Source organism: Microbulbifer regidiadema (SeqCode) (assembly GCF_052466995.1).
Window position 1 is genome coordinate 1,204,948 of record NZ_CP174297.1, and the last position, 22,010, is coordinate 1,226,957.

The 22,010-nt window shown below is 51.3% G+C and carries 21 protein-coding genes; 16 read left to right on the top strand and 5 right to left on the bottom strand.

Annotated elements, in window-relative coordinates:
- Positions 1-74 precede the first annotated feature (74 nt).
- The 3 genes from aat (at position 75) to infA (ending at position 1,823) form a co-directional block, all read left to right on the top strand.
- Entirely contained in the window at positions 75-767 is a 693-nt protein-coding gene (gene aat / locus ACJJIK_RS04980) for a leucyl/phenylalanyl-tRNA--protein transferase (RefSeq protein WP_444945038.1), read from the top strand.
- Positions 760-1,479: an arginyltransferase gene (locus tag ACJJIK_RS04985; RefSeq protein WP_444930887.1), complete on the top strand. Its 720-nt coding sequence runs from the start codon at positions 760-762 to the stop codon at positions 1,477-1,479. The genes aat and ACJJIK_RS04985 overlap by 8 nt, the downstream gene beginning before the upstream one ends.
- Positions 1,480-1,604: 125 nt before the next feature.
- Positions 1,605-1,823: a translation initiation factor IF-1 gene (infA, locus tag ACJJIK_RS04990; protein WP_010130378.1), complete on the top strand. Its 219-nt coding sequence runs from the start codon at positions 1,605-1,607 to the stop codon at positions 1,821-1,823.
- A 101-nt stretch (positions 1,824-1,924) separates the two neighbouring features.
- On the opposite strand, the gene clpA is transcribed toward infA, so the two are convergent.
- Entirely contained in the window at positions 1,925-4,204 is a 2,280-nt protein-coding gene (gene clpA, locus ACJJIK_RS04995; RefSeq protein WP_444930886.1) for an ATP-dependent Clp protease ATP-binding subunit ClpA, read from the bottom strand.
- Positions 4,205-4,338: 134 nt separating this feature from the next.
- Complete coding sequence (clpS, locus tag ACJJIK_RS05000; RefSeq protein WP_444930885.1) at positions 4,339-4,719, bottom strand: ATP-dependent Clp protease adapter ClpS; 381 nt, start codon at positions 4,717-4,719, stop codon at positions 4,339-4,341.
- A gap of 451 nt (positions 4,720-5,170) precedes the next feature.
- Between clpS and cspD the strand changes: the two genes are divergently transcribed.
- A complete protein-coding gene (gene cspD, locus ACJJIK_RS05005) occupies positions 5,171-5,458 on the top strand; it encodes a cold shock domain-containing protein CspD (RefSeq protein ID WP_444930884.1) in 288 nt (95 codons plus the stop codon).
- A 107-nt stretch (positions 5,459-5,565) separates the two neighbouring features.
- On the opposite strand, the gene icd is transcribed toward cspD, so the two are convergent.
- On the bottom strand, positions 5,566-6,816 hold the full coding sequence (gene icd, locus ACJJIK_RS05010; protein ID WP_444944402.1) for an NADP-dependent isocitrate dehydrogenase: 1,251 nt from the start codon (positions 6,814-6,816) through the stop codon (positions 5,566-5,568).
- 149 nt (positions 6,817-6,965) lie between these two features.
- Here icd and ACJJIK_RS05015 point away from each other — a divergent pair, with 149 nt between their 5' ends.
- The 6 genes from ACJJIK_RS05015 to ACJJIK_RS05040 all read left to right on the top strand — a co-directional run bounded on the left by ACJJIK_RS05015 (position 6,966) and on the right by ACJJIK_RS05040 (position 12,556).
- Positions 6,966-7,568, top strand: coding sequence for a pseudouridine synthase (locus ACJJIK_RS05015; RefSeq protein ID WP_444930882.1), 603 nt, complete (start codon positions 6,966-6,968; stop codon positions 7,566-7,568).
- A 97-nt stretch (positions 7,569-7,665) separates the two neighbouring features.
- The gene (mnmA, locus tag ACJJIK_RS05020) at positions 7,666-8,811 is read left to right on the top strand and encodes a tRNA 2-thiouridine(34) synthase MnmA (RefSeq protein WP_444930881.1); all 1,146 of its coding nucleotides are present in this window, start codon (positions 7,666-7,668) and stop codon (positions 8,809-8,811) included.
- 9 nt (positions 8,812-8,820) lie between these two features.
- Positions 8,821-9,456, top strand: a complete 636-nt coding sequence (hflD, locus tag ACJJIK_RS05025) for a high frequency lysogenization protein HflD (RefSeq protein WP_444944403.1) — start codon at positions 8,821-8,823, stop codon at positions 9,454-9,456.
- Positions 9,457-9,471: 15 nt separating this feature from the next.
- Entirely contained in the window at positions 9,472-10,845 is a 1,374-nt protein-coding gene (gene purB / locus ACJJIK_RS05030; protein ID WP_444944404.1) for an adenylosuccinate lyase, read from the top strand.
- A gap of 132 nt (positions 10,846-10,977) precedes the next feature.
- Positions 10,978-12,132, top strand: coding sequence for a JmjC domain-containing protein (locus ACJJIK_RS05035; RefSeq protein ID WP_444944405.1), 1,155 nt, complete (start codon positions 10,978-10,980; stop codon positions 12,130-12,132).
- Position 12,133: 1 nt separating this feature from the next.
- Positions 12,134-12,556 (top strand): GNAT family N-acetyltransferase, encoded by a 423-nt coding sequence (locus tag ACJJIK_RS05040; protein ID WP_444944406.1) that lies wholly within the window; start codon positions 12,134-12,136, stop codon positions 12,554-12,556.
- A gap of 617 nt (positions 12,557-13,173) precedes the next feature.
- Here ACJJIK_RS05040 and ACJJIK_RS05045 read toward each other — a convergent pair.
- Positions 13,174-13,761: a flavodoxin family protein gene (locus tag ACJJIK_RS05045; RefSeq protein ID WP_444944407.1), complete on the bottom strand. Its 588-nt coding sequence runs from the start codon at positions 13,759-13,761 to the stop codon at positions 13,174-13,176.
- A gap of 15 nt (positions 13,762-13,776) precedes the next feature.
- Positions 13,777-14,601 (bottom strand): arylamine N-acetyltransferase family protein, encoded by an 825-nt coding sequence (locus ACJJIK_RS05050; protein ID WP_444944408.1) that lies wholly within the window; start codon positions 14,599-14,601, stop codon positions 13,777-13,779.
- A gap of 197 nt (positions 14,602-14,798) precedes the next feature.
- Here ACJJIK_RS05050 and ACJJIK_RS05055 point away from each other — a divergent pair, with 197 nt between their 5' ends.
- The 6 genes from ACJJIK_RS05055 to ACJJIK_RS05080 all read left to right on the top strand — a co-directional run bounded on the left by ACJJIK_RS05055 (position 14,799) and on the right by ACJJIK_RS05080 (position 21,996).
- Positions 14,799-15,755: a ribonuclease Z gene (locus ACJJIK_RS05055; protein ID WP_444944409.1), complete on the top strand. Its 957-nt coding sequence runs from the start codon at positions 14,799-14,801 to the stop codon at positions 15,753-15,755.
- A gap of 555 nt (positions 15,756-16,310) precedes the next feature.
- Positions 16,311-18,053 (top strand): hypothetical protein, encoded by a 1,743-nt coding sequence (locus ACJJIK_RS05060; protein ID WP_444944410.1) that lies wholly within the window; start codon positions 16,311-16,313, stop codon positions 18,051-18,053.
- Between the two features lie 28 nt (positions 18,054-18,081).
- Positions 18,082-18,948, top strand: coding sequence for a hypothetical protein (locus ACJJIK_RS05065; protein WP_444944411.1), 867 nt, complete (start codon positions 18,082-18,084; stop codon positions 18,946-18,948).
- Between the two features lie 196 nt (positions 18,949-19,144).
- Positions 19,145-20,011, top strand: a complete 867-nt coding sequence (locus ACJJIK_RS05070) for a hypothetical protein (protein WP_444944412.1) — start codon at positions 19,145-19,147, stop codon at positions 20,009-20,011.
- A gap of 195 nt (positions 20,012-20,206) precedes the next feature.
- Positions 20,207-21,073, top strand: a complete 867-nt coding sequence (locus tag ACJJIK_RS05075) for a hypothetical protein (protein ID WP_444944413.1) — start codon at positions 20,207-20,209, stop codon at positions 21,071-21,073.
- A gap of 56 nt (positions 21,074-21,129) precedes the next feature.
- A complete protein-coding gene (locus tag ACJJIK_RS05080; protein ID WP_444944414.1) occupies positions 21,130-21,996 on the top strand; it encodes a hypothetical protein in 867 nt (288 codons plus the stop codon).
- The last annotated feature ends 14 nt before the right edge of the window (positions 21,997-22,010 follow it).

Here is a 22,010-nt window from a genome sequence, read left to right on the forward strand (position 1 = left end):
AGAAATCTTTCTGCCCGGCCCTCCCCCCTAGCGACAGGAGTCAGATCGTGGCAGGGAACACCCAAGGCCGCCTGATGTGGCTCGACCACAGCGTTGTCGGCTTTCCCCCTACCGAGCATGCACTGGACGACCCCAACGGCTTGCTGGCCGCCGGTGGCGACCTGACCCCCGAGTGGCTGAGTGAAGCCTATCAGCGGGGTATATTTCCCTGGTATTCAGAAGACCAGCCCATCCTGTGGTGGAGCCCCTCCCCCCGCTGCGTGGTCATCCCCGAGAAATTTCGTATAGGCCGCACGCTGCGCAAGGTATTGCGTCGGGGCACCTTTTCAGTCACCTTTGACCGCGCCTTCGCCGACGTCATCGAGGCCTGCCGAGAGCCCCGGGCGAATGAAACCGGCACCTGGATCACCGATGAGATGTGCGATGCCTATATCGATATGCACCATCAAGGGCTCGCCCACTCTGTGGAGGTTTGGCGGGATGGCCAGCTGGCAGGTGGACTCTATGGTATTGCTTTGGGGCGGGTATTTTTTGGAGAGTCGATGTTCCACCGGGAGACAGATGCTTCAAAAGTCGCTTTTGTCCACCTCGTCCGGCAATTAGAATTGTGGGGCTGCCCACTGATAGACTGCCAGGTGAGCAATCCTCACCTCAGCAGCCTCGGCGCAGTGGAAATATGTCGTCAGGATTTCGAACAGCTGCTGGCGGACGGCGTTAAACAGCCGCCTTTCCCGCAGCCCTGGAAGCTTTCGTGGACTTATGGGTAAATATTCTCAGCTGGATTCGGTGCGCCTACTGGCCACCCTGCCCCACCCCTGCGGCTACCTGCCGGACCAGGAGGCGACGACGGTATTTGTCGATCCGCAAACCGATGTGGATCAACGGCTCTACAACCGTCTCTCCGAGCTGGGCTTCCGGCGCAGCGGCGCCTACCTCTATCGCCCGCAGTGCGCGACCTGCCACGCCTGTGTGCCGGCTCGTGTACCGGTAAGCCTGTTTGTCCCCGACCGCAACCAGCGCCGCTGTTGGAAGCGCAACAAGGATCTGGACATCTTCCATGTCGAGTCCATCGATACCGATGAACACTACGAACTCTACGCCCGCTATATCGAGCAGCGCCACGCCGACGGGGAGATGTACCCGCCCAGCCGCGAGCAGTATCGCAGCTTTCTCGGCCAGGCCTGGGGCGCCACGCGCTATATCGAGCTGAGGGCGCGGGGCAAGCTGATTGCCGTTGCGGTGACTGATATCCTGACTGCAGGGCTGTCAGCCATCTATACTTTTTTCGATCCCGAGGAGGACAAGCGGAGCCTGGGCAGCTACTGTATCCTCTACCAGATTGAGTGGGCCAGACGCCTGGGTCTATCCAATCTTTACCTGGGCTACTGGATCGAGCAGTGCCATAAAATGGCCTATAAAAGCCAGTTTCGCCCTATTGAAATGCTAAAAGAAAACCGCTGGAGCCTTAAATCGCTCTAGTTTAACCCACACGCCCTTTGCTCTATCTTGCCTTTTCGTGCAAAATGCTCGCCCGTCAAGCCGCGGCTAGGCCAAAGAGCCTCCGGGGTAAAGGTCTGATCACGTTATTGTAAGGTTGCTGCCGCATGGCAAAAGACGATTATATTGAAATGGAAGGCGAGGTGATCGACACCCTGCCGAACACTACTTTCCGCGTAAAGCTGGAAAACGGACACGTGGTAATTGCCCACATCTCTGGAAAGATGCGCAAGAACTACATCCGCATTCTCACCGGTGACAAGGTGAAGGTGGAGCTGACTCCATACGACCTGAGCAAGGGCCGCATTACGTACCGCGCGCGCTAATCTGCTCAGAGGCCAAAGCCGCGAGGCTGCTTGGCCAAAAACAAAAAAGCCACCTTGCGGTGGCTTTTTTGTTGCTTACCTGAAGCTAACTCACCTTAACCTCAGGCCGGCACCGCTGTCTTAATCGCCAGCTCATCGTTCTCAATGGTGACGCACACACGCCCGCCCTCTTCCGCCAGCTCGCCAAACAGCACGGCTTCCGCCAGGGGTTTGCGCAGCTTGTCGCGAATCAAGCGGGACATCGGCCTCGCGCCCATCTTCTCGTCATAACCCCGCACCGCCAGCCATTCGCGAGCCTCATCATCGACGATCAGTGTCACCTTGGAGTCATCCAGCTGCGCCTGCAACTCAACGATAAACTTATCTACCACCGTCTTCACCACCTCCAGAGGCAGGGAGCGGAACTGGATAATATTGTCGAGGCGGTTGCGGAACTCCGGGGTAAACATCTTCTTGATCTCCTCCATACCATCGCTGGAGTGATCTTGATGGGAGAAACCGATAGAGCGACGGCTCATCACCTCCGCCCCGGCATTGGTCGTCATAATCAAAATGACATTGCGGAAGTCCGCTTTGCGGCCGTTGTTATCTGTCAGAGTGCCGTGATCCATTACCTGTAACAACAGGTTGAATACTTCGGGGTGCGCCTTCTCAATTTCATCGAGCAGTACAACACTATGGGGGTGCTTGGTCACCGCATCGGTCAACAGGCCGCCCTGATCAAAGCCGACATATCCCGGCGGCGCGCCGATCAAGCGGGAAACCGTGTGGCGCTCCATATATTCAGACATATCGAAGCGAATCAGCTCGATACCCATCACTTTTGCCAGCTGACGACAGAGTTCTGTCTTGCCGACACCGGTGGGCCCCGAAAACAGGAAGGAGCCGATGGGCTTCTCTTCAGACCCCAACCCGGCGCGGCTTAACTTGATCGCCGTACCCAGCGCATCAATGGCACTATCCTGCCCAAACACCACCATTTTCAGGTTGTCGTCGAGACGTGATAACTGCTCCTTATCGGAGGCAGAGACACTCTTGGCCGGTATCCTCGCCATTTTGGCGATCACCATCTCAATCTCACAAACCCCGATAACCTCTTTGCGCTCCTCGGCAGGCAGCAGAGACTGATAGGCTCCGGCCTCATCGATGACATCGATGGCCTTGTCCGGCAGGAAGCGCTCGGTGATATGGCGACTGGAGAGTTGCGCAGCGGCATCCAGAGCCCCGTCGGTAAAGCGAACCTTGTGGTGGTCCTCAAAGCAGCTTCTGAGCCCCTGCAAAATCTGCACGGTCTCCTCGACCGAGGGCTCGCTGACATCGATCTTCTGGAAGCGGCGCGACAGCGCGCGGTCCTTTTCAAAGATGCCGCGATACTCAGTGAAGGTAGTGGAGCCGATACAGCGCAACTGGCCGCTGGAGAGCAGCGGTTTGAGCAGGTTGGAGGCATCCATCACTCCGCCAGAAGCGGCGCCGGCACCGATGATGGTATGAATCTCATCGATAAACAGCACCGCGTGCTCGCGCTTCTTAAGCTCCGCCAACAGCGCCTTAAAGCGCTTCTCAAAATCGCCCCGGTACTTGGTTCCCGCCAACAGGGAGCCGAGATCCAGCGAGTAAATTGTGCTCTCTTTAAGGGGCTCGGGAATATCCTCATCGACAATACGGCGAGCCAGACCCTCTGCAATCGCCGTTTTACCGACGCCGGACTCCCCCACCAACAGCGGGTTATTCTTGCGGCGGCGGGCGAGCACCTGTGTGACGCGCTCTACCTCGGGCGCACGCCCCACGAGTGGATCAATACGACCGAGAATTGCCTCCTGGTTAAGATTGGTGGCATAGCTCTCCAGCGGGTCGGAACCACCCGGTTCAGCCCCCCCACCAATTTCCTCATCGACCTGTTCGGGGGCCGCGTCGGAACTGTGGTGGTGGTTATTGCTACTGGAGCCGACACGGGAAATTCCATGGGTGATGTAATTGACCACATCTATCCGCGCAACACTCTGCTGCTTCAGATAATAAACAGCCTGGCTCTCCTGCTCACAGAAAATGGCAACCAGAACATTAGCTCCGGTGACTTCCTTTTTACCCGATGACTGGACGTGAAAAACAGCCCTTTGCAGGACCCTCTGAAAGCCCAGTGTCGGCTGGGTTTCGCGATCTGTATCGGCCTCCGGGATCAACGGTGTTGTGGAGTCTACAAACTCCAGCAATTCACGGCGCAATGCACTTAAATCCGCCCCGCACGCATGTAATACATCTGCTGCGGATTCATTATCCAAGAGCGCCAGCAATAGGTGCTCGACGGTCATGAATTCATGCCGTTTCGCGCGAGCACCCTTGAACGCCAGATTAAGCGTTACCTCTAAGTCCTTGCTGAGCATCTAAACCTCAAACCCTAATCGCCAATATTTCCCGCCGACTCCACTGGTAGGCGCGCACCCTTCGCCGGCGTTTATACCCTGGCTGATTCCCTTCAGGTGACGGGACCCTTTGTTCAATGCAGCTTTTGTCAGAATCAATCCTCTTTGCTTTCGTCCGCTTCAATTTCACATAACAGGGGGTGCTCATTCTCTTGCGCGAACTGATTGACCTGTGCGGCCTTTGTCTCCGCTATATCCCGAGTATAGACACCGCACACCGCTTTTCCCCGTGTGTGAACCTGCAACATCAACTGTGTGGCGCGCTCCCGGTTTACTGAAAAAAATAACTCCAAAGTCTCAACAACAAAATCCATGGGGGTGTAATCATCATTGAGCATGATGACTTTATACATAGGTGGCCGCTTCAGTTGAGGCGGCGCCTCTTCAAGAGCCAACCCACCATCAAAATCATCGGAGTAAGGATTGCCCCCATCGGAGTCACTGGAGCTTAGTTTAATGATTTGCGAAGTACTCATAACAAATATCAGTGAATTCTATCGAGCCTGAAAATTGCACCCAATGCAACCCTCAATGACGTCACATTGTAACCTTATTTGACACTTGAAACAGCGATCAAGGGAAAACCCAAGCCCCAATTAACCCCGCAATACCACTAGCGACCTAGTGAGAGACTGACGCTAGACGCAACTTATCGCCAAAATAGCCACTGCGGCCAGCAAGAATTACATGTAGCGGCCACCCCCATCAAGACCCTTCACGAGCCAATCAGCGAGACCGCCTGAACGATTCACCCAATTAACCGGCGACTCCCTTGACATTCCACTAGCCGTTGACTACAAGAGGTAGTGATCGCTACATCAAACGTTAGTCGCAGATAGGATCGCAGCCGGCTAACCAGCAGGTCAAATAAATATAAAAACTCTGTAAGGTGGCCAGGGGCCACTCAGGCAATTAGAGGGAATCGTTATGCCTACCGGTACTGTAAAGTGGTTCAACAACGCTAAGGGATACGGGTTTATTCTTGCAGATGAGGGAGGGGAGGATCTGTTCGCGCACTATTCCGCTATTCAGATGGAAGGCTACCGAACCCTGAAGGCGGGCCAACAGGTCACTTTCGATATTATTCGAGGAGACAAGGGCTATCACGCCGCCAACATTTCTGCACTCACCTCCGAAACCACTTCGCACAAAAATGAAGCAGACGTAATACACGCAGAGAAGCCCAGGGAGAAGGAGGCCGAAGCCGTCGGCTAAAGCGCCTCAACCCACAGGCAATAAAAAAGCCCGTCACTAACGTGAAGGGCTTTTTTTATGGGGCTCGGGCCAACTCAGAGCCGGCCCGGCCTCACGGGTGCGGCTTATTATGCCATGTGCTTGATAACTTCGTCACCAAACGCAGAACAGGACTTCAGCTCAGCACCGTCCATCAGACGCTCGAAATCGTAGGTTACGGTTTTGGCTTCGATAGCACCCTCCATACCCTTGATTACCAGGTCAGCGGCTTCGTTCCAGCCCAGGTGACGCAGCATCATCTCAGCGGAGAGGATCAGGGAGCCCGGGTTAACTTTGTCCTGACCAGCGTACTTAGGCGCAGTACCGTGAGTCGCCTCGAACAGAGCAACGTCGTCAGACAGGTTTGCACCCGGCGCGATACCGATACCGCCCACCTGCGCAGCCAGTGCGTCAGACAGGTAGTCACCGTTCAGGTTCAGGGTAGCAATTACGTCGTACTCAGCCGGACGCAGCAGGATCTGCTGCAGCATAGCGTCAGCAATTACGTCCTTAACAACGATTTCTTTGCCAGTCTTCGGGTTCTTGAAGCTGTGCCAGGGACCGCCGTCCAGCGGCTGAGCGCCAAACTCGTCGCGCGCCAGCTCGTAACCCCAATCGGCGAAGGCACCTTCGGTGAACTTCATGATGTTGCCTTTGTGTACCAGGGTTACGGAATCGCGATCCTGGTCCACAGCGTACTGGATAGCCTTGCGCACGAGACGCTTGGTGCCTTCAGAAGAAACCGGCTTAACGCCGATACCACAGTTCTCAGGGAAACGGATTTTCTTAACACCCATCTCGTCTTGCAGGAACTTGATAACTTTCTTAGCTTCGTCGGTGTCAGCTTTCCACTCGATACCCGCGTAGATATCTTCGGAGTTCTCACGGAAGATAACCATGTCTACCTTGTTCGGCTCTTTAACCGGAGAAGGTACACCGCTGAACCAGCGAACCGGACGCTGACATACGTACAGATCCAGCTCCTGACGCAGAGCAACGTTCAGGGAGCGGAAGCCGCCACCAACTGGAGTGGTCAGAGGACCTTTGATGCTGACAACGTAGTCTTTGATCGCTTCCAGAGTTTCAGCCGGGAACCAGTCGCCAGCGTAAGTCTCTGCCGCTTTCTCACCACAGTAGATTTCCATCCACTCGATTTTCTTTTCGCCGCCGAAAGCTTTTTCTACAGACGCGTCGATCACCTTGCGCATTACCGGGGTGATATCCACACCGATGCCATCACCCTCGATGAAAGGAATAACCGGGCGATTCGGAACATTCAGCGAACCGTCGGAATTGACTGTAACTTTTTCGCCGTCTGCCGGCACTTGGATATGACCCATATTGCGTAAACTCCCAAAATTCTATGACTTTTTAGGTCCAGCGTTGCTTGCACCGCTCCCCCGGGACCTTGGGGCGGGGATAAAAAACGGCCGGATTATAGCAGCCTCGGCTAATTTTTGTAGTTGGATTACAATACTCAATTTTTGTTATGGCCAAGATTATTCTCCTCAACAAACCTTTTGGCGTGTTAAGCCAATTCACCGACGACCAGGATCGAGCCACTCTCGCCAACTATATTCCGCACAAAGGTTTCTATGCGGCGGGCCGTCTGGACTACGATTCTGAAGGTTTACTACTACTGACCGATGACGGAGCGCTACAACATCAAATTAGCCACCCCAAGCGCAAAATGCCCAAGACATACTGGGCTCAAGTGGAAGGTGAAGTCAGTATGGATGCCCTGTATATGCTCAGGCAGGGTGTCGACCTGAAAGATGGCCGCACCGCCCCCGCCAAAGCAAAGCGCCTGCCGGATATGGAGCCCTGGCCCCGCACGCCCCCCATTCGCGAGCGCAAGTCGATTCCAACCAGCTGGCTGGAGCTGACCATTTCCGAGGGGCGGAATCGCCAAGTCAGGCGAATGACCGCCGCTGTGGGCTTTCCCACCCTGCGATTGATCCGGGTATCCATTGGCAACTGGAAGCTCGACGCCCTGAAGCCCGGCGAATACCGCACAGAAGAGGTTTTCAGCCCCCCCAAACCCCGCACAAAGCCGCCACACAATCGCAATCGGCCGCGCCGAAAGCGATAATCTATAACGGAAGATCAAAGCGGTCTTGGTCAAAAGGGGCGATCACAGGTAAAATTCGCCCCCCTTTCATACCAGTGAAGTAGTGACTGTCCCTCTTATGCCTGATTCCACCCACAACAAACAGCCAAAGCGCGTTATCGTCGGCATGTCCGGCGGTGTAGATTCCTCTGTGGCCGCACACCTACTGATCCAGCAGGGCTATCAGGTAGAAGGCCTGTTTATGAAGAACTGGGATGAGGACGACGGCACAGAATACTGCACCGCCAAGGCGGACCTGGCCGATGCCCAGGCAGTTTGCGAGAAGCTGGGCATCAAGTTGCACACCGCCAACTTTGCCGCAGAGTACTGGGACCACGTCTTCGAGTACTTCCTGGCCGAGTATAAAGCCGGGCGCACTCCCAACCCGGACATCCTGTGTAACCGGGAAATCAAATTTAAGGTCTTCCTTGAGTACGCCGAAGTACTGGGCGCGGATGCGATCGCCACCGGACACTATACCCGCCGCCGCGATATCGACGGCCGCGCCTACCTATTGAAGGGGCTCGACGGCAACAAAGACCAGAGCTACTTCCTGCACGCGGTGGGAGAAGCTGAATTTGCCCGCTCCCTGTTTCCCCTTGGCGAGCTGGAAAAACCCGAGGTTCGCCGCATCGCCGAAGAAAACGGCTTTATCACCCACAACAAGAAAGACAGCACCGGCATCTGCTTTATCGGCGAGCGCCGCTTCAAGGATTTCCTCGAGCAATACCTGCCCGCCCAGCCCGGCAATATGGAAACGCCCGAGGGTGAAGTTATGGGGCGCCACGCGGGCCTGATGTACCACACCATCGGCCAGCGCCAGGGACTCGGTATTGGCGGGGTCAAAGGTGCCGGCGACCAACCCTGGTATGTGGTCGGAAAAGACCTGGAACGCAATGTGCTGATTGTGGCTCAGGGAGCCCACCACCACCTGCTTTATGCCACGGGACTGGAGGCGAGCCAGACCCACTGGATCAACGGCGCAGCACCGGGCAAAACTTTCCGCTGCCAGGCCAAGACCCGCTATCGCCAGCCAGACCAGGATTGCACCGTGCACCTGCGAGACAACGGCGATCTGGTAGTGAATTTTGATGAACCACAGCGTGCAATCACGCCGGGGCAATCCCTGGTGCTGTACGATGGGGAGACCTGTCTCGGTGGTGCGGTAATCGAGAGAGCCACCGGAGTTGGCACCGCAGTACCGGAAAAATACAAGAAAGATTAAGGAGTAATTTTGAATAACTGGCGGGATCAGGCACTGGCACTGGCAGGAATATTCCAATCCGCAACACTGGTGGAGCGCCTGGCCAAAACGGGCTCTGCACCGCAGGCACAGCTGGAAACCGGGGTGTACAGCCTCTTCCAGCTCAACCCCGATCGCACTGAAGAGATTTTCGCCGGTGCAGACAAACTGCTGCCCGGCTTAAAGGTATCGCAACAAATACTACAAACCCGGCAACACCCGGAATATACCGACGGTCTGCGCTACGCCCTCTCGGTGATCTACTTACAGCGACAGCTCAGTAAAAATAATGACCTGCTGTCTATTATTGGCAGCCGCCTGGATAAGGCCAAAGCGCAAGCGGAGCACTTCGAGCTGACCCACGAGAATGTATTTTCCAATCTCGCCAGCATCTACAGCGATACTCTCGGTACCTTCCGTTTTCGCATTCAGGTACTGGGCGATTTCAACTACCTACAGCAGCAACGCATAGCCAATCAAATTCGCTCCATGCTGTTTGCCGGTGTTCGCTCGGCAACCCTGTGGCGGCAGCTGGGTGGACGCCGTCTGCACCTGCTGTTTCAGCGCAAAAAACTTTTGCGTGCGACCAGCGAACTGATCGCACATATCGAATCTATAGAACACTAATCCCGGAGATTTACTATGACAGTTGAGCTTTCCGCACTCACAGCGGTATCCCCTATTGATGGTCGCTACGAGAGCAAGACTGCCCCCCTGCGTGAAATTTTCAGTGAATACGGCCTGATCCGCGCCCGCGTTGAAGTGGAAGTACGCTGGCTGCAAAAACTTTCCGCCCATACAGAGATCGCCGAAGTTGAGCAGTTTGATGAAGCGGCCAACCAATTGCTAGATAGCATTGTGGCTGATTTCTCCCTCGAAGATGCCGAGCGTATCAAGGAAATCGAGCGCACCACCAACCACGACGTCAAAGCGGTTGAATACTTCCTCAAAGAAAAAATCAGCAGCAACGCCCAGCTGGCGAAAGTGAGCGAATTCGTACACTTTGCCTGCACCTCTGAGGACATCAACAACCTGTCCCACGCCCTGATGCTGCGCGCCGGCCGCGACAGCGTTATGCTGCCGGCGATGGAAGCCCTGATTAAAGCCATCGCAGACCTGGCTCAGGAGTTCGCCGATGTCCCCATGCTGTCCCGCACCCACGGCCAGACAGCGAGCCCCTCTACTGTCGGTAAAGAGCTGGCCAATGTTGTAGCGCGCCTGCGCCGCCAGGTTGCTCAGATCAAAGCAGTACCACTGCTGGGTAAAATTAACGGCGCAGTGGGCAACTACAACGCCCACCTGTCTGCCTACCCCAATATTGACTGGGAGCAAAACGCCGAAGAGTTTATCTCTTCACTGGGCCTTACCTGGAACCCCTACACCACCCAGATCGAACCCCACGACTACATTGCCGAACTGTTCGATGCCGCTGCCCGCTTCAACACCATCCTGATCGATTTCGATCGCGATGTGTGGGGTTATATTTCTCTCGGTTACTTCAAGCAGAAAGTGGTTGCCGGTGAAGTGGGCTCCTCCACCATGCCGCACAAAGTGAACCCCATTGACTTCGAAAACTCCGAGGGCAACCTGGGCCTCGCCAACGCCGTATTCCAGCACCTGGCCGCCAAACTGCCGGTATCCCGCTGGCAGCGCGATCTGACAGACTCCACTGTGCTGCGCAATATGGGGGTGGGTGCGGGTTACTCCGCTATTGCCTATGCCGCCACCATGAAAGGCCTGGGCAAACTGGAAATCAACCGCGAACGCCTGGCGGAAGACCTGGACAATTCATGGGAAGTATTGGCGGAGCCGATCCAAACGGTTATGCGCCGCTACAACATTGAAGAGCCTTACGAAAAACTGAAGGCCCTTACCCGTGGCCAGGGCATCACCCGCGATACCCTGAAAGTGTTTATCGAGAACCTGGAAATTCCCGCAGAAGCCAAGAGCGATCTGCTGGAAATGACCCCGGCATCCTATATCGGTAATGCCGTAGCGCAGGCTCGCAAAATTTAACCGAGCCCAGGGCTCAGCGGCACCCGGTGCGGCTGAGCCCAATTTGCAGAGACAAAAATACAACGGATGATTTCGAGTAGCGAAATATCCTCAAGCGAACAAATTCCAGCCCATCTGACAGTGAGAGTTACCGTGGCCAGCCCCCTTACCCACCTTGGCGACATGCCCATCGAAGTTTTTATGCGTGACTATTGGCAGCAGAAACCCCTGCTGATACGCAACGCCTTCGCCGATTTTGAGTCGCCTATTTCCGGTGAAGAACTCGCGGGCATGGCCCTGGAAGAAGCGGTCGAGTCTCGCCTGGTATTGGAAAATGGTGAAAGCGGTCCCTGGGAGCTGCGCACAGGTCCATTCACTGAAGAGGATTTTCTCTCCCTCCCCAAAACCCACTGGACACTACTGGTACAGGCTGTCGATCAGTGGATGTCAGAAATCGCCGAACTGAAAGATTTCTTCCGCTTTATCCCCGACTGGCGCCTGGACGACGTAATGATCAGCTATGCCGCCGACAAGGGCAGCGTCGGCCCCCACTACGATCACTACGACGTATTTCTCCTTCAGGCCGAAGGCAAACGCCTGTGGCAACAAGGCCCCAAAGTGGATGAAAACGACCCTCGCCTGGAGGGCACCCCACTCAATATCCTGAGAGAGTTTGAAGCGGAAAACAGCTGGGTATTAGAACCCGGCGATATGCTTTACCTGCCGCCCCAGTACAGCCACTGGGGTATTGCCGAGGGCGGCTGCACCACGATTTCCATCGGCTTCCGCGCCCCCTCCGCCGCAGCGATCCTCGAAGACCTCGCCGCCGAAGTCGCCATGGATTTGCCGGACAGCCAGCGCTACACCGATGCCGGCGCCAAAGTGGCCGAGAACCCGGCAGAAATTGATCCCGCCTCTGTCGCCCGCCTGCAACAACAGCTCGGCGAATGGCTACAGCAGCCGGAAAAAATTGCCCAGTGGTTTGGCGCGGTTATGACAGAAGCGAAATACCCGGATACTGTCGCCCTGGATGCCGACGATGCCGCAGACTGGCGTGAGCAGATGCCCCAGGGCGCGCAGCTGGTATTGAACCCCGCCTCCAGAGCGGCCTTTTGCCGCGAACCCGCCACCTTGTTTGTGGATGGTGAAGCCTTCCCCTGCCCCCTGGCATTTGCCGAGCAGTTTGCTGAATCCCATGAAATATCCTGGGATGATATCGAAGCCTTCCCGGAAATTGCCGAAGACAGCGGCCTCCTCGATCAACTCGTTGCCCAGGGTACCCTGATCTACCCCCCAGAGGATTTCTAATATGTCCATAGCCATACGCCCGGCCGACTGGAACACTGACCGAAAGGCTATTCGCTCAATACGCGAAGCGGTCTTTGTACAGGAACAGCAGGTCCCCGCAGATCTGGAGTGGGATGATCAAGAAGAGACATCCCAGCACTTTCTCGCCTACAGTGAAGCGCTCCCAGTAGCTACCGGGCGCCTGACTAAAGAGGGAAAGATCGGGCGTATGGCCGTACAAAAATCCTCACGGGGTCTGGGCGTTGGGGCAAAGTTACTGCACGCTATTTGTGAGCACGCCCATCAGCAGAACCTCCAGCACCTCTATTTGCACGCACAGCAGCAGGCTCAAGGCTTCTACCTGAGAGCTGGGTTTGAAGTTGAAGGTGAGGTTTTTTACGAGGCGGGAATTCCCCATGTGAAAATGGTGCGGACATTGATTTAACCCTTTTCGGGCCCGGCCTGCCGACAATTGTGGGCAGGCCTTTACTTCACCCCTCCCTGTCGCCTCCCCTATACGCCAAGCCGCGCTTATCAACGCCGGCAACCCTTCCCCCCTACTGATTACGATTCGCGAGATGTTGCTATTGATAGAAAAAAACAATTTGATAACGACTTTATAAGTGTATTCTTTTTGTTGTTGAAATTACTCGGCAATGGTGGGTTTGAAACTTACTGCAGCCGCCTGAAAGGCCCTGCGCTCGCCCCTCAATGGCATCCTTTTGACCCCGATGGAAACATGCCCGCGTCAATAACAGCGCCGCCAGCGACTTGCCGGTATCTTAACCAGCCCCGCTCGGCACAAGGTTGGGATTGCCAGAGTGAAATTGAGCCTTAGCCGCCCCCTCTTTCCCACAGTAGCCCCAAGCAACCCCCGGCAATTGGCTACCATTGTCGCTGGGCATTTTGTGTCGCGGCTGGGGCAATGCTGGACTGCCCCCTACCTACAAAAGAGTGGCGATATCGACACTTCAAACCCTGCGATAGCAACTTTTCCAGGCCCCCTCTCACACCCCGGCAGGGCTTCTCAGCAGCCCGTTATTACTGGCGGTGGCTCCCCAATTAGCTCGACGGCTCTACTCCAGAACCTGAAAAACGCTGTGCCAAAGCTCCCATACGGCGCCCCAACTGTACGCCTGTTAAACGGTCCAGCTCATGGATTTCACCGGCTCCCTCGGCAACCGCCACCAACCCCGACTGACAACCGCCCCGATTTCGGCCCTGCGGATCTTGGCTCGGCAAAATATCCAGCGGCACCCACAGCATCCCCATTTGGGCGGCAAAGACCTGTAAAGTCCTGATAGTAGCAAGTTGATCGCCACTAAAATGACTGCCCACAGTAAACCCTGTAGCCAGCTTATCCAGCCAACTGCGATCCCCATAGCGCTCACTGGCCGCATCCATAAAGGCTTTGAACTGGGCCGAAACAGTTCCCATAAAGGTGGGAGATCCCAGTGCGATAGCTTCGCACTGATCCAACTGGCGCAACAACGCCTGATCATCAAAGCGCCCCTGCTGGATTTTTTCTCCCCGAATCTCAAGGCCGACGCCCTCGCAGCCATCCCGCGAGTGAATTCCCTCAACAATCGCTTCCGCTAAAGCTTTACTGCAACCAGATACCGAATGGTAAACAACACCTATTTTAATCATAAGCCCCTCCCCTACTCAGTCAGCGGCAAAAATCAGCTTTAATTTTTCATCAACTTCGGCGCCAACTGGCACGTCAATATTAAAAATATCCCGCAGAGTGGTGCGCAGCGCCTCCACATCTGCCAACAGTGCAACACTCTTGGGCCCCGCCAGTGGCTGATAAGTGAACTGGCGATTGAGCAGTGCATGCCGCCCCCCAGGAAAGGCGCGGGCAACAATCAACTGCTCCACAAACTTGGAGTTGGGGTGTGTGGAGCAATACCAGTTGCCGATTTTATAATCGCCATCGGTTTTAGGGCGCAAGTCAAAGCTATACATAGGCTGCCAGCCCGTTCCGCTCGCAACTTCCAGCAAGTAATCCCCCTCCACGAAAGTAAAGCGGTATGTAGCGTGAGGTGTGCTCTGACGAACACTGGAGTCGATATCCAGCGGCGCGGTTAAAGTGTTGCTGCCAAAGCCCACATCAAGCAAAAACCGACGCCCCTCAAGCTCTACCATAAGAATCATATGGGATTGTGCAGCGGGATAACCCGCAGGCAATTGCCATAGCACTCGTGCGGCAAGATTCGTAACTTTAAAGCCGACTTGTCTCAGCACAGCCCCTAGTAAAGCATTTTGCTCATAGCAATAGCCCCCGCGCCGCTGCTCCACAAGCTTGGCCGCAATAGCGTCCAATGTAATATCGACCGCGCTTCCCAGAAAGGAGGTGATATTTTCGAAGGGAATATTGCGAACATGCTGGATTAGCAGCTGCTCCAGGCACTTCAAACTGACCGCAGGCTCGCCCGCAAACTCTATACGGGCTAAATAACGCTCCAAGTTAATCGCTGGGGTATTCACTCAACTGCCTCCTCAAGATCTCGGCATAAAACGATATGGCGGGAGTCTATTACCTCAACCTAACTTTAGGTCAACAGCTATACTTCAAGTTTCTACTCTAATACCCGGCAAGGACAAGAGCTTACGCCCGATAACCCTTGGCAACGAGTGCTCTCCTTTGAGTATGATTAGCGATTCATTTGACAGGCAGTAAAAAAATGGAATTACTTTTTCTTGGCACCTCTTCCGCTACCCCCACCAAGCAAAGGAACGTTAGCGGGATCGCACTTATCGAGAGCCAGGGCAAAGGCTGGTACTTAGTCGACTGTGGTGAAGCTACGCAGCACCAGGTCCTGCGTACCAATCTATCGCTAAATTCGCTGAGCGCAATTTTTATCACGCATATACATGGAGACCACTGCTATGGACTCCCCGGTTTACTGGCCAGTGCGGGAATGCAAGGGCGAACTAAGCCGCTCACTTTAATCGCACCCAAAGCGGTTTACGATTGGGTGGCCGCAACACAAACCCTCACCGAGCTGTATCTTCCTTTCGAGCTCAATTTTATCCCCCTGGAAGAGCTGCCCTCAGTAAATATCGGGCAGTTTACCGTTTGCTCTACGCAACTCTCTCACCGGGTGCCGTCTTACGCATACAGTTTTACCGAGAGAACCGTTGCCGCAGGGCTGGATACTGAGAAGCTCACCGCTATGGGGATTCCTCAGGGCCCTATGTGGGGCAAACTAAAAGCCGGTATCGATATCGCCTATAAGGGGCAGCAATACTCCGCTTCTGAGTTTATTTTACCGGCGAGGCGCCCTCGCAAGATCGTAATATGTGGAGATAATGACAAACCAGAATTACTCAAAAGCACCTGTGCTAACGGCGATATATTGGTACATGAGTCCACTTATACTGAAGACATGGCCGAGAAAGCGAGCCGTGTCGGCCATAGCTATGCCAAACAGGTTGCCTCCTTTGCTGAACAGCTTTCAATACCCAACCTAGTACTTACCCATTTCAGCTCTCGCTACCAAAGTAGCCCCGACGCAGATGCCTCAATTGAAGTTATTGAGCGGGAAGCCCATGCTGCTTATAGCGGAAATCTGTATTTAGCTGAAGATTTTATGCGGCTACATCTGGAGAAGTCTGGGGCACTTATTAAGCAGTGCTGAGTTACTGCTGACCCTATGGCGGGTATTGGGGTTAGCTTTTATTTGGAACAATCGCACCAATTATTGCCGCAATACCTGGATTGATATTTAGCTTTAGGGGCAGAGCCTCCGCAAAAGACACAACACCCAAAATAACTAGCCCCAAACTGCCCAAAGTATTGACAATATAATTACTCAGTTACCTGTATACAGGCGGTTACCAGGACCATGGTATTAACTATCCGCATTGCACCAGCCCACTGAATCAGAAAAATTTTAACCCTAAAAAAAGTGATTACACCTCATTACATGAGGCCCTAAAACCAGGCAGAAACAAGAATATTTTTGTGATCTTGTTAACGTTTTAGCGGGAAAATATGGCTTAACTCCCTCAATCTAATATTTACATCAAATATTGTCGATCAGTGACAATTTTCGTAAATTTACACTTATAACAACAGCTGATAAATTACTAGAAATATGATTACTATTTGATTGAATAGATGCATCCTACTCTAGGGAGCACTACCAATCTGATGCAATAACCCCAAACAGGACCAGGGATACTTAGCACTTATGGACCAGCGAACCGAGACTCATATTCTTTGTACTAGTGGTGGACGCAATCTTGTTGCCTCCGAGGAAACAGCTCAACTTTGGTCACACATCTGTTCAAAAGCGGTGCATACCTCAGCGCCAAACTATCACGCTGTGGGTGCTTATATGGCTATTCGGGGCTTGCTGGCCAAACCCAATGATTTTGATACCCAGTCAAAAATCAATAACCAGCGCATCAAAGTAAAAACCGAGCGGGGCTACCAGTTAAGCTACACCCTATTGCCCAGGGGCCATATCCATCTCACTGATATTCAGATTGATTTTGAGGATGAGATTTTTGAACAGGGTAATAAAGATAAGGTCTTATATGAAGTATCAGTTGACAAAGAGAAATCATGTGGGGATGACCTCAAGTGGATTACAGAGAAAATCTCGCTAAATGAACTCAAACTCCCTCCTTCTTCGACAACACATATCTTTATTAGCGATTCTAAAATTCAAGATCCGAAGGTTGCCTCTAGATATGGAGCTGCAGTTATTAACTCTGGCCATCCTGAACATAAACTCAGCAAAAACGATACCTTCTACATGTTCTACCGCTACGAAAAGAAAACCTTCACGGGTTTTTTCAAATTGCGCAGGCCTGATCCGGTAAATAAAGAAGCGAAGTTTATCAATGAAATAACCAGTGTCATCGCAGGTGCGGCTAGTGTCTGCGCTAAAGAATATCAATTCAGACAGACTAAGAATAAAAAAACGATTCAAAAAATAAGAAAAAACAAGAAAGCTAACGCCGAATGGACGAATCCCGACCTGGGTAATATGAGCACTAAAAATCAGGATAAAGCCCTCGGCGAGCAAACTTCTTTGACTGGAAAATCGAAAGATTTAAATGCCCTTGCCAGCAACAAAAAAGGCCTTCCAGATCCGGTAGTCTGCTGGACAGCCTCCGGGAATGGTGATAAAATGTTCAGCCGGGCCGTAAAAAAAGCTGCCCGGAAAGTCAATGTGGAAAACGTTTACGGAATGGGCAACAGCGCCTCTAGCAACAATCTGAACAGTCACAAGCTACAGCATATCTTCCTAAATAATTACACAGTCAACGATAATCGCTTAGACAAGGCTATGGCTAAAATTGGCATGGAATGGAGCTCCAAGCGGGGCACCCGAAGCCCTGTTAGCCTTAAAAACCTACTTGTAGATGGCTTTTCCTCAAGTGAATATTCCCTACTTAAGCGTCGTACCCAAGTCGCAGTAAAAGTGAAGGAGCGCGAGCAGCTGCACCCGGCTTTTTCTGCGGGTAGTAAAAAAGAAAGGGACAATATGTTAAAATCCCAAGCCCCCGCGTTTAGTGGCCACGGTGCTGTTGCAACAGGCCTTAAGACTGGCCTTGCGCTCAGTCTTGGTGCTTTCAATGCTGTGCGTGAAACCGGGGGTAAAGGAGAGATGGAAGCTCTCGCTAATAATGCAGAAAAGCTTGCAGAAAAATCAGTTGCTGCAATGAACTCAAATCTAGGACTCCTTCACAAATTAGAACAGATTGCCACCGGAATCATGGTAGAGAACCCATCGGTTGCAGCATTAACTACTGCTGCAACCGCCGCTGGTATTATAATTGCGACTGCTGTTCGTGCTGGTGTAATCCAAAAGGTAGAGCTGCTTTCTGTGCAGAGGCAAACCGGAGATTTAAGCTCTATGCCCACAAGTGAACTGGCAGATGTAGATAAAGCGTCTGCATACCGTGATCATATCACCACTTGATACCAGATTTATTAATGTGAGTCTCTTGATGTTATTTGGAACCGTGAAAAACCCTAAAGGGCCTAACCTGAGCAAGTCCAGCCGGGTAAGCTACAACTTATCTGGCACAAAGCTTAACTTTGTCAAGCCTCCTACCAACTCCTCAATGCTAGGCATCGATACTATAAGACCTGACTTACCTTTAGAGCTGGATCTGAATATCTATTCTCTGGAGAAACTTAAGAAAATTTCAGATAGAGCCTGGGGATTTCCGCTAGCCATGGAGTACTATCAATACAACGGTATACCGCTATGGAGCCCGGATATTGGTGGGATGGAGTTTTCTGCTGACTTAAGAAGAGCTATCAACCCCCCCAATTTACTCGAAGCTGCTCACTATGAAGATTTTGTCGATAAGGGGATTAAGCGCTCCTATGCACCAGATAGATCAACCCCCCCTAAAAGATGGCTATATCTATTCCCTCTTTTTTGGCAAACCTTCAAACTACCCAAAACAGGGGATATTCAATGGGTTGCCTATATCGTGCAAGAGCTCAGTAGTGACGAAGGTGATCAATTTACCTACTATGTTCGTTCCGCCATTTCAAGTGAACATGAGTTGATTTTTTCATTTAGAGCGATGACAGATCGATATGATTCTGGCGCTTTCATTCTTTTCAAAAAAATTGTTCGCTTTATTTTAAATCATATTGAAATCACGCTTGTTGAGTCTACAGAAAGGGAGATTAAAGAGCTGGAGAAAGCCGGATTGCGCAATTTCAGTACAGAAAAGCCGATCTGCCGCTATGATGACGCTCCCAAGAGCGAATTTGGGAACTATGAGCTATTGAAAGATCCCTGCTTCTACTTTACCAAGATTGGTAAAACGATAGATCGCCGATTGTGGGTCGACTAGCCATAACATCCATTACCGTTTAACCAAGCCAACCGGTCTATCTCCATACATGGAGCTAGACCGGCAAATCATCTATACAAGAACATAATCAGCGATTACTAGTTAAATCGAACTATATAACCTCAAGTATCCCGACCGACCAGAAAGAACTATTAGTTTCTCGGTTTAATTTCGTCCTATTAATATGAAACCCTAGATGTTATTTGGAACCACAAAAAATCCTAAAGGGCCTAACTTAGGTAAATCTAAGCGGGTAAGCTGCAACTTATCCGGCACAAAACTTAGTTTCCTTAAGCCCCCAAGTAATGCTTCACTACCAGACTATGCTCCTACCCCCTCCAACGGCCCCCTAAATGTTGACCTCAATATCTATTCTTTGGCGGAGTTCGTTAAGACATCAGATAGAGCCAGGGCATACTTTCTTGGCGAGGAAAACTATCACTATTATGGCATCCCCCTATGGAACCCCCTTGTTGGCGGTATGAAATTTCATGTAGCTCTAAAAAGACCGAACAATCATCCTAATTTACTCGAAGCCAATAATTATGAAAGCTGGGTTGACAAAGACACAAAAGCTTTCTATAAACCTGGCAGAGGACCTTATTTTCAAGAATGGGAGCACCTATTTCCTCTTTTTTGGCAGACCTTTAAGTTACCCAAAACAGGGGATATTCAATGGATTGCCTATATCGTGCAAGATTTCTGCGGAAGAAATGGCGATCAGTTTATTTATTATGTAAGATCCGCCATTTCAAGTGAGCATGAATTAGTTTTTTCATTTAGGTCGGGTTGTGATCAATATGAGTCTGGCGCTTTTAATCTTTTTAAAAAGATTATTCGCTTTATTTTAAATAATGTTGAAATCACGCTTGTTGACTCTACGGAAAGGGAGATTAAAGAACTGGAGAAAGCGGGCTTGCGCAACTTCAGTACAGAAAAGCCAATCTGCCGTTATGATAACGCCCCTAAAAAAAGTTCCGGGGATTATCAACTCTTGGAGGATCCCTGCTTTTACTTTACCAGGATTGGCAAAACAATAGATCGCAGGCTATGGGTCGACTAGCTGTAATCTCAATTGCCGCTTAACCAAACCCGCCGGTCTATCTCCATAACGGATTTAGACCGGCAAATCTTCTATACAAGAACATAATCAGCAATAACTATTTAGATCGTACTATATAACCCCAAGTATCCCGACCGACCAGAAAGAACTATTGGCTTCTCGGTTTAATTCCGTCCTATTAATATGAAACCCTAGATGTTATTTGGAACCACAAAAAATCCTAAAGGGCCTAACTTAGGTAAGTCTAAGCGGGTAAGCTGCAACTTATCCGGTACAAGACTTAGTTTCCTTAAGCCCCCAAGTAATGCTTCGCTACCAGACTATGCTCCTACATCCTCCGACGACCCCCTAAATGTTGACCTCAATATCTATTCTCTGGAGGGGTTCGTTAAGATATCAGATAGAGCCTGGGGATACTTTCTTGGCAAGGGAACCTATCACTATTATGGTATCCCCCTATGGAATCCCCTTATTGGTGGTATGGACTTTAATGTAGATCTAAAAAGATCGGACAATCACCCTAATTTACTCGAAGCCGCTCATTATGAAAGTTGGGTTGACAAAGATATAAAAGCTTTCTATGAACCTGGCAGAGCGCCGAATTTTCAAACATGGTTGCACCTATTTCCTCTTTTTTGGCAAAGCTTTAAGTTACCCAAAACAGGCGACATCCAATGGGTTGCCTATATTGTGCAAGATTTCTGCAGTAGAAGAGGTGATCGGTTTGCTTATTATGTAAGATCCGCCATTTCAAGTGAGCATGAATTAGTTTTTTCATTTAGGTCGCGTTGTGATCAATATGACTCTGGCGCCTTTAAGATTTTTAAAAAGATTGTTCGCTTTATTTTAAACCATATTGAAATCACACTTGTCGACTCTACAGAAAGGGAGATTAAAGAACTGGAGAAAGCGGGATTGCGCAACTTCAGTACAGAAAAGCCGATCTGCCGCTATGATAACGCCCCCAAAAACGATTTTGGAGACTATGAACTACTGGAAGATCCCTACTTTTACTTTACCAGGATTGGAAAAACGATAGATCGCAGGCTCTGGGTGGATTAGCCCATGCTTGAGAATGGTCAACTTAGCCAACACCTACTATTAAAGTGAATCTCTAGATGCTATTTGGAACTGTAAAAAACCCTAAAGGGCCTGACTTGGGCAAGTCCAAGTTGGCAAGCTACAATTTGTCCGGTACAAGGCTTAACTTTACTAGGCCTCTTAGTAATACCTCAATCCCAGGCCTGCATACTACAAAGCCTGACTCACCTATAGAGTTGGATCTCAATATCTATTCTCTGGAGAAGTTTAAGAAACTTTCAGATAGAGTCTGGGGATCTCCTCTAGTCAGAGAGGCCTATAAATATAATGGTATACCGCTATGGAGCCCCGATATTGGCGGAATGGTGTTTTCTTCTGAGTTGATAAGAGTAACCAAATGGTCCAATTTACTCGAAGCCGCTCATTATGAGCATTTTGTCGAGAAAGAGATTAAAGACTCCTACGAACCCAGTACTGGATCACCTTTTGACGATTGGCTATACCTATTCCCTCTTTTTTGGCAAACCTTCAAACTACCTAAAACAGGCGATATTCAGTGGGTTGCCTATATCGTTCAAGATATCTGCAGTAGTAATGGTGATCAATTCACGTACTATGTTCGTGCCGCCATTTCAAGTGAGCATGACTTAGTTTTTTCATTTAGAGCAAACACAGATGAATATAATTCCGGCGCCTTCGCTCTTTTCAAGAAGATTGCTCGATTTATCCTAAATAATACTGAAATCACACTTGTCGATTCGACAGAAAAGGAGATTAAAGAGCTGGAGAAAGCGGGATTGCGCAACTTCAGCGCAGACAAGCCGATCTGCCGTTATGATGACGCCCCGAAAAATGAATTTGGAGACTATGAGCTAGTGGAAGATCCCTACTTTTACTTTACCAGGATTGGTAAAACGATAGATCGCAGGCTGTGGGTGGATTAGCCCGTTCTTGAGAA

Coding starts and splice junctions, on each gene's coding strand:
- ACJJIK_RS05045 (WP_444944407.1), bottom strand. CDS start 13,761: ATGATTAAAATAGGTGTTGTTTACCATTCGGTATCTGGTTGCAGTAAA.
- ACJJIK_RS05065 (WP_444944411.1), top strand. CDS start 18,082: ATGTTATTTGGAACCGTGAAAAACCCTAAAGGGCCTAACCTGAGCAAG.
- clpA (WP_444930886.1), bottom strand. CDS start 4,204: ATGCTCAGCAAGGACTTAGAGGTAACGCTTAATCTGGCGTTCAAGGGT.
- ACJJIK_RS05055 (WP_444944409.1), top strand. CDS start 14,799: ATGGAATTACTTTTTCTTGGCACCTCTTCCGCTACCCCCACCAAGCAA.
- ACJJIK_RS05070 (WP_444944412.1), top strand. CDS start 19,145: ATGTTATTTGGAACCACAAAAAATCCTAAAGGGCCTAACTTAGGTAAA.
- purB (WP_444944404.1), top strand. CDS start 9,472: ATGACAGTTGAGCTTTCCGCACTCACAGCGGTATCCCCTATTGATGGT.
- ACJJIK_RS05075 (WP_444944413.1), top strand. CDS start 20,207: ATGTTATTTGGAACCACAAAAAATCCTAAAGGGCCTAACTTAGGTAAG.
- ACJJIK_RS04985 (WP_444930887.1), top strand. CDS start 760: ATGGGTAAATATTCTCAGCTGGATTCGGTGCGCCTACTGGCCACCCTG.
- infA (WP_010130378.1), top strand. CDS start 1,605: ATGGCAAAAGACGATTATATTGAAATGGAAGGCGAGGTGATCGACACC.
- cspD (WP_444930884.1), top strand. CDS start 5,171: ATGCCTACCGGTACTGTAAAGTGGTTCAACAACGCTAAGGGATACGGG.
- mnmA (WP_444930881.1), top strand. CDS start 7,666: ATGCCTGATTCCACCCACAACAAACAGCCAAAGCGCGTTATCGTCGGC.
- icd (WP_444944402.1), bottom strand. CDS start 6,816: ATGGGTCATATCCAAGTGCCGGCAGACGGCGAAAAAGTTACAGTCAAT.
- ACJJIK_RS05040 (WP_444944406.1), top strand. CDS start 12,134: ATGTCCATAGCCATACGCCCGGCCGACTGGAACACTGACCGAAAGGCT.
- aat (WP_444945038.1), top strand. CDS start 75: ATGTGGCTCGACCACAGCGTTGTCGGCTTTCCCCCTACCGAGCATGCA.
- ACJJIK_RS05080 (WP_444944414.1), top strand. CDS start 21,130: ATGCTATTTGGAACTGTAAAAAACCCTAAAGGGCCTGACTTGGGCAAG.
- ACJJIK_RS05015 (WP_444930882.1), top strand. CDS start 6,966: ATGGCCAAGATTATTCTCCTCAACAAACCTTTTGGCGTGTTAAGCCAA.
- ACJJIK_RS05060 (WP_444944410.1), top strand. CDS start 16,311: ATGGACCAGCGAACCGAGACTCATATTCTTTGTACTAGTGGTGGACGC.
- clpS (WP_444930885.1), bottom strand. CDS start 4,719: ATGAGTACTTCGCAAATCATTAAACTAAGCTCCAGTGACTCCGATGGG.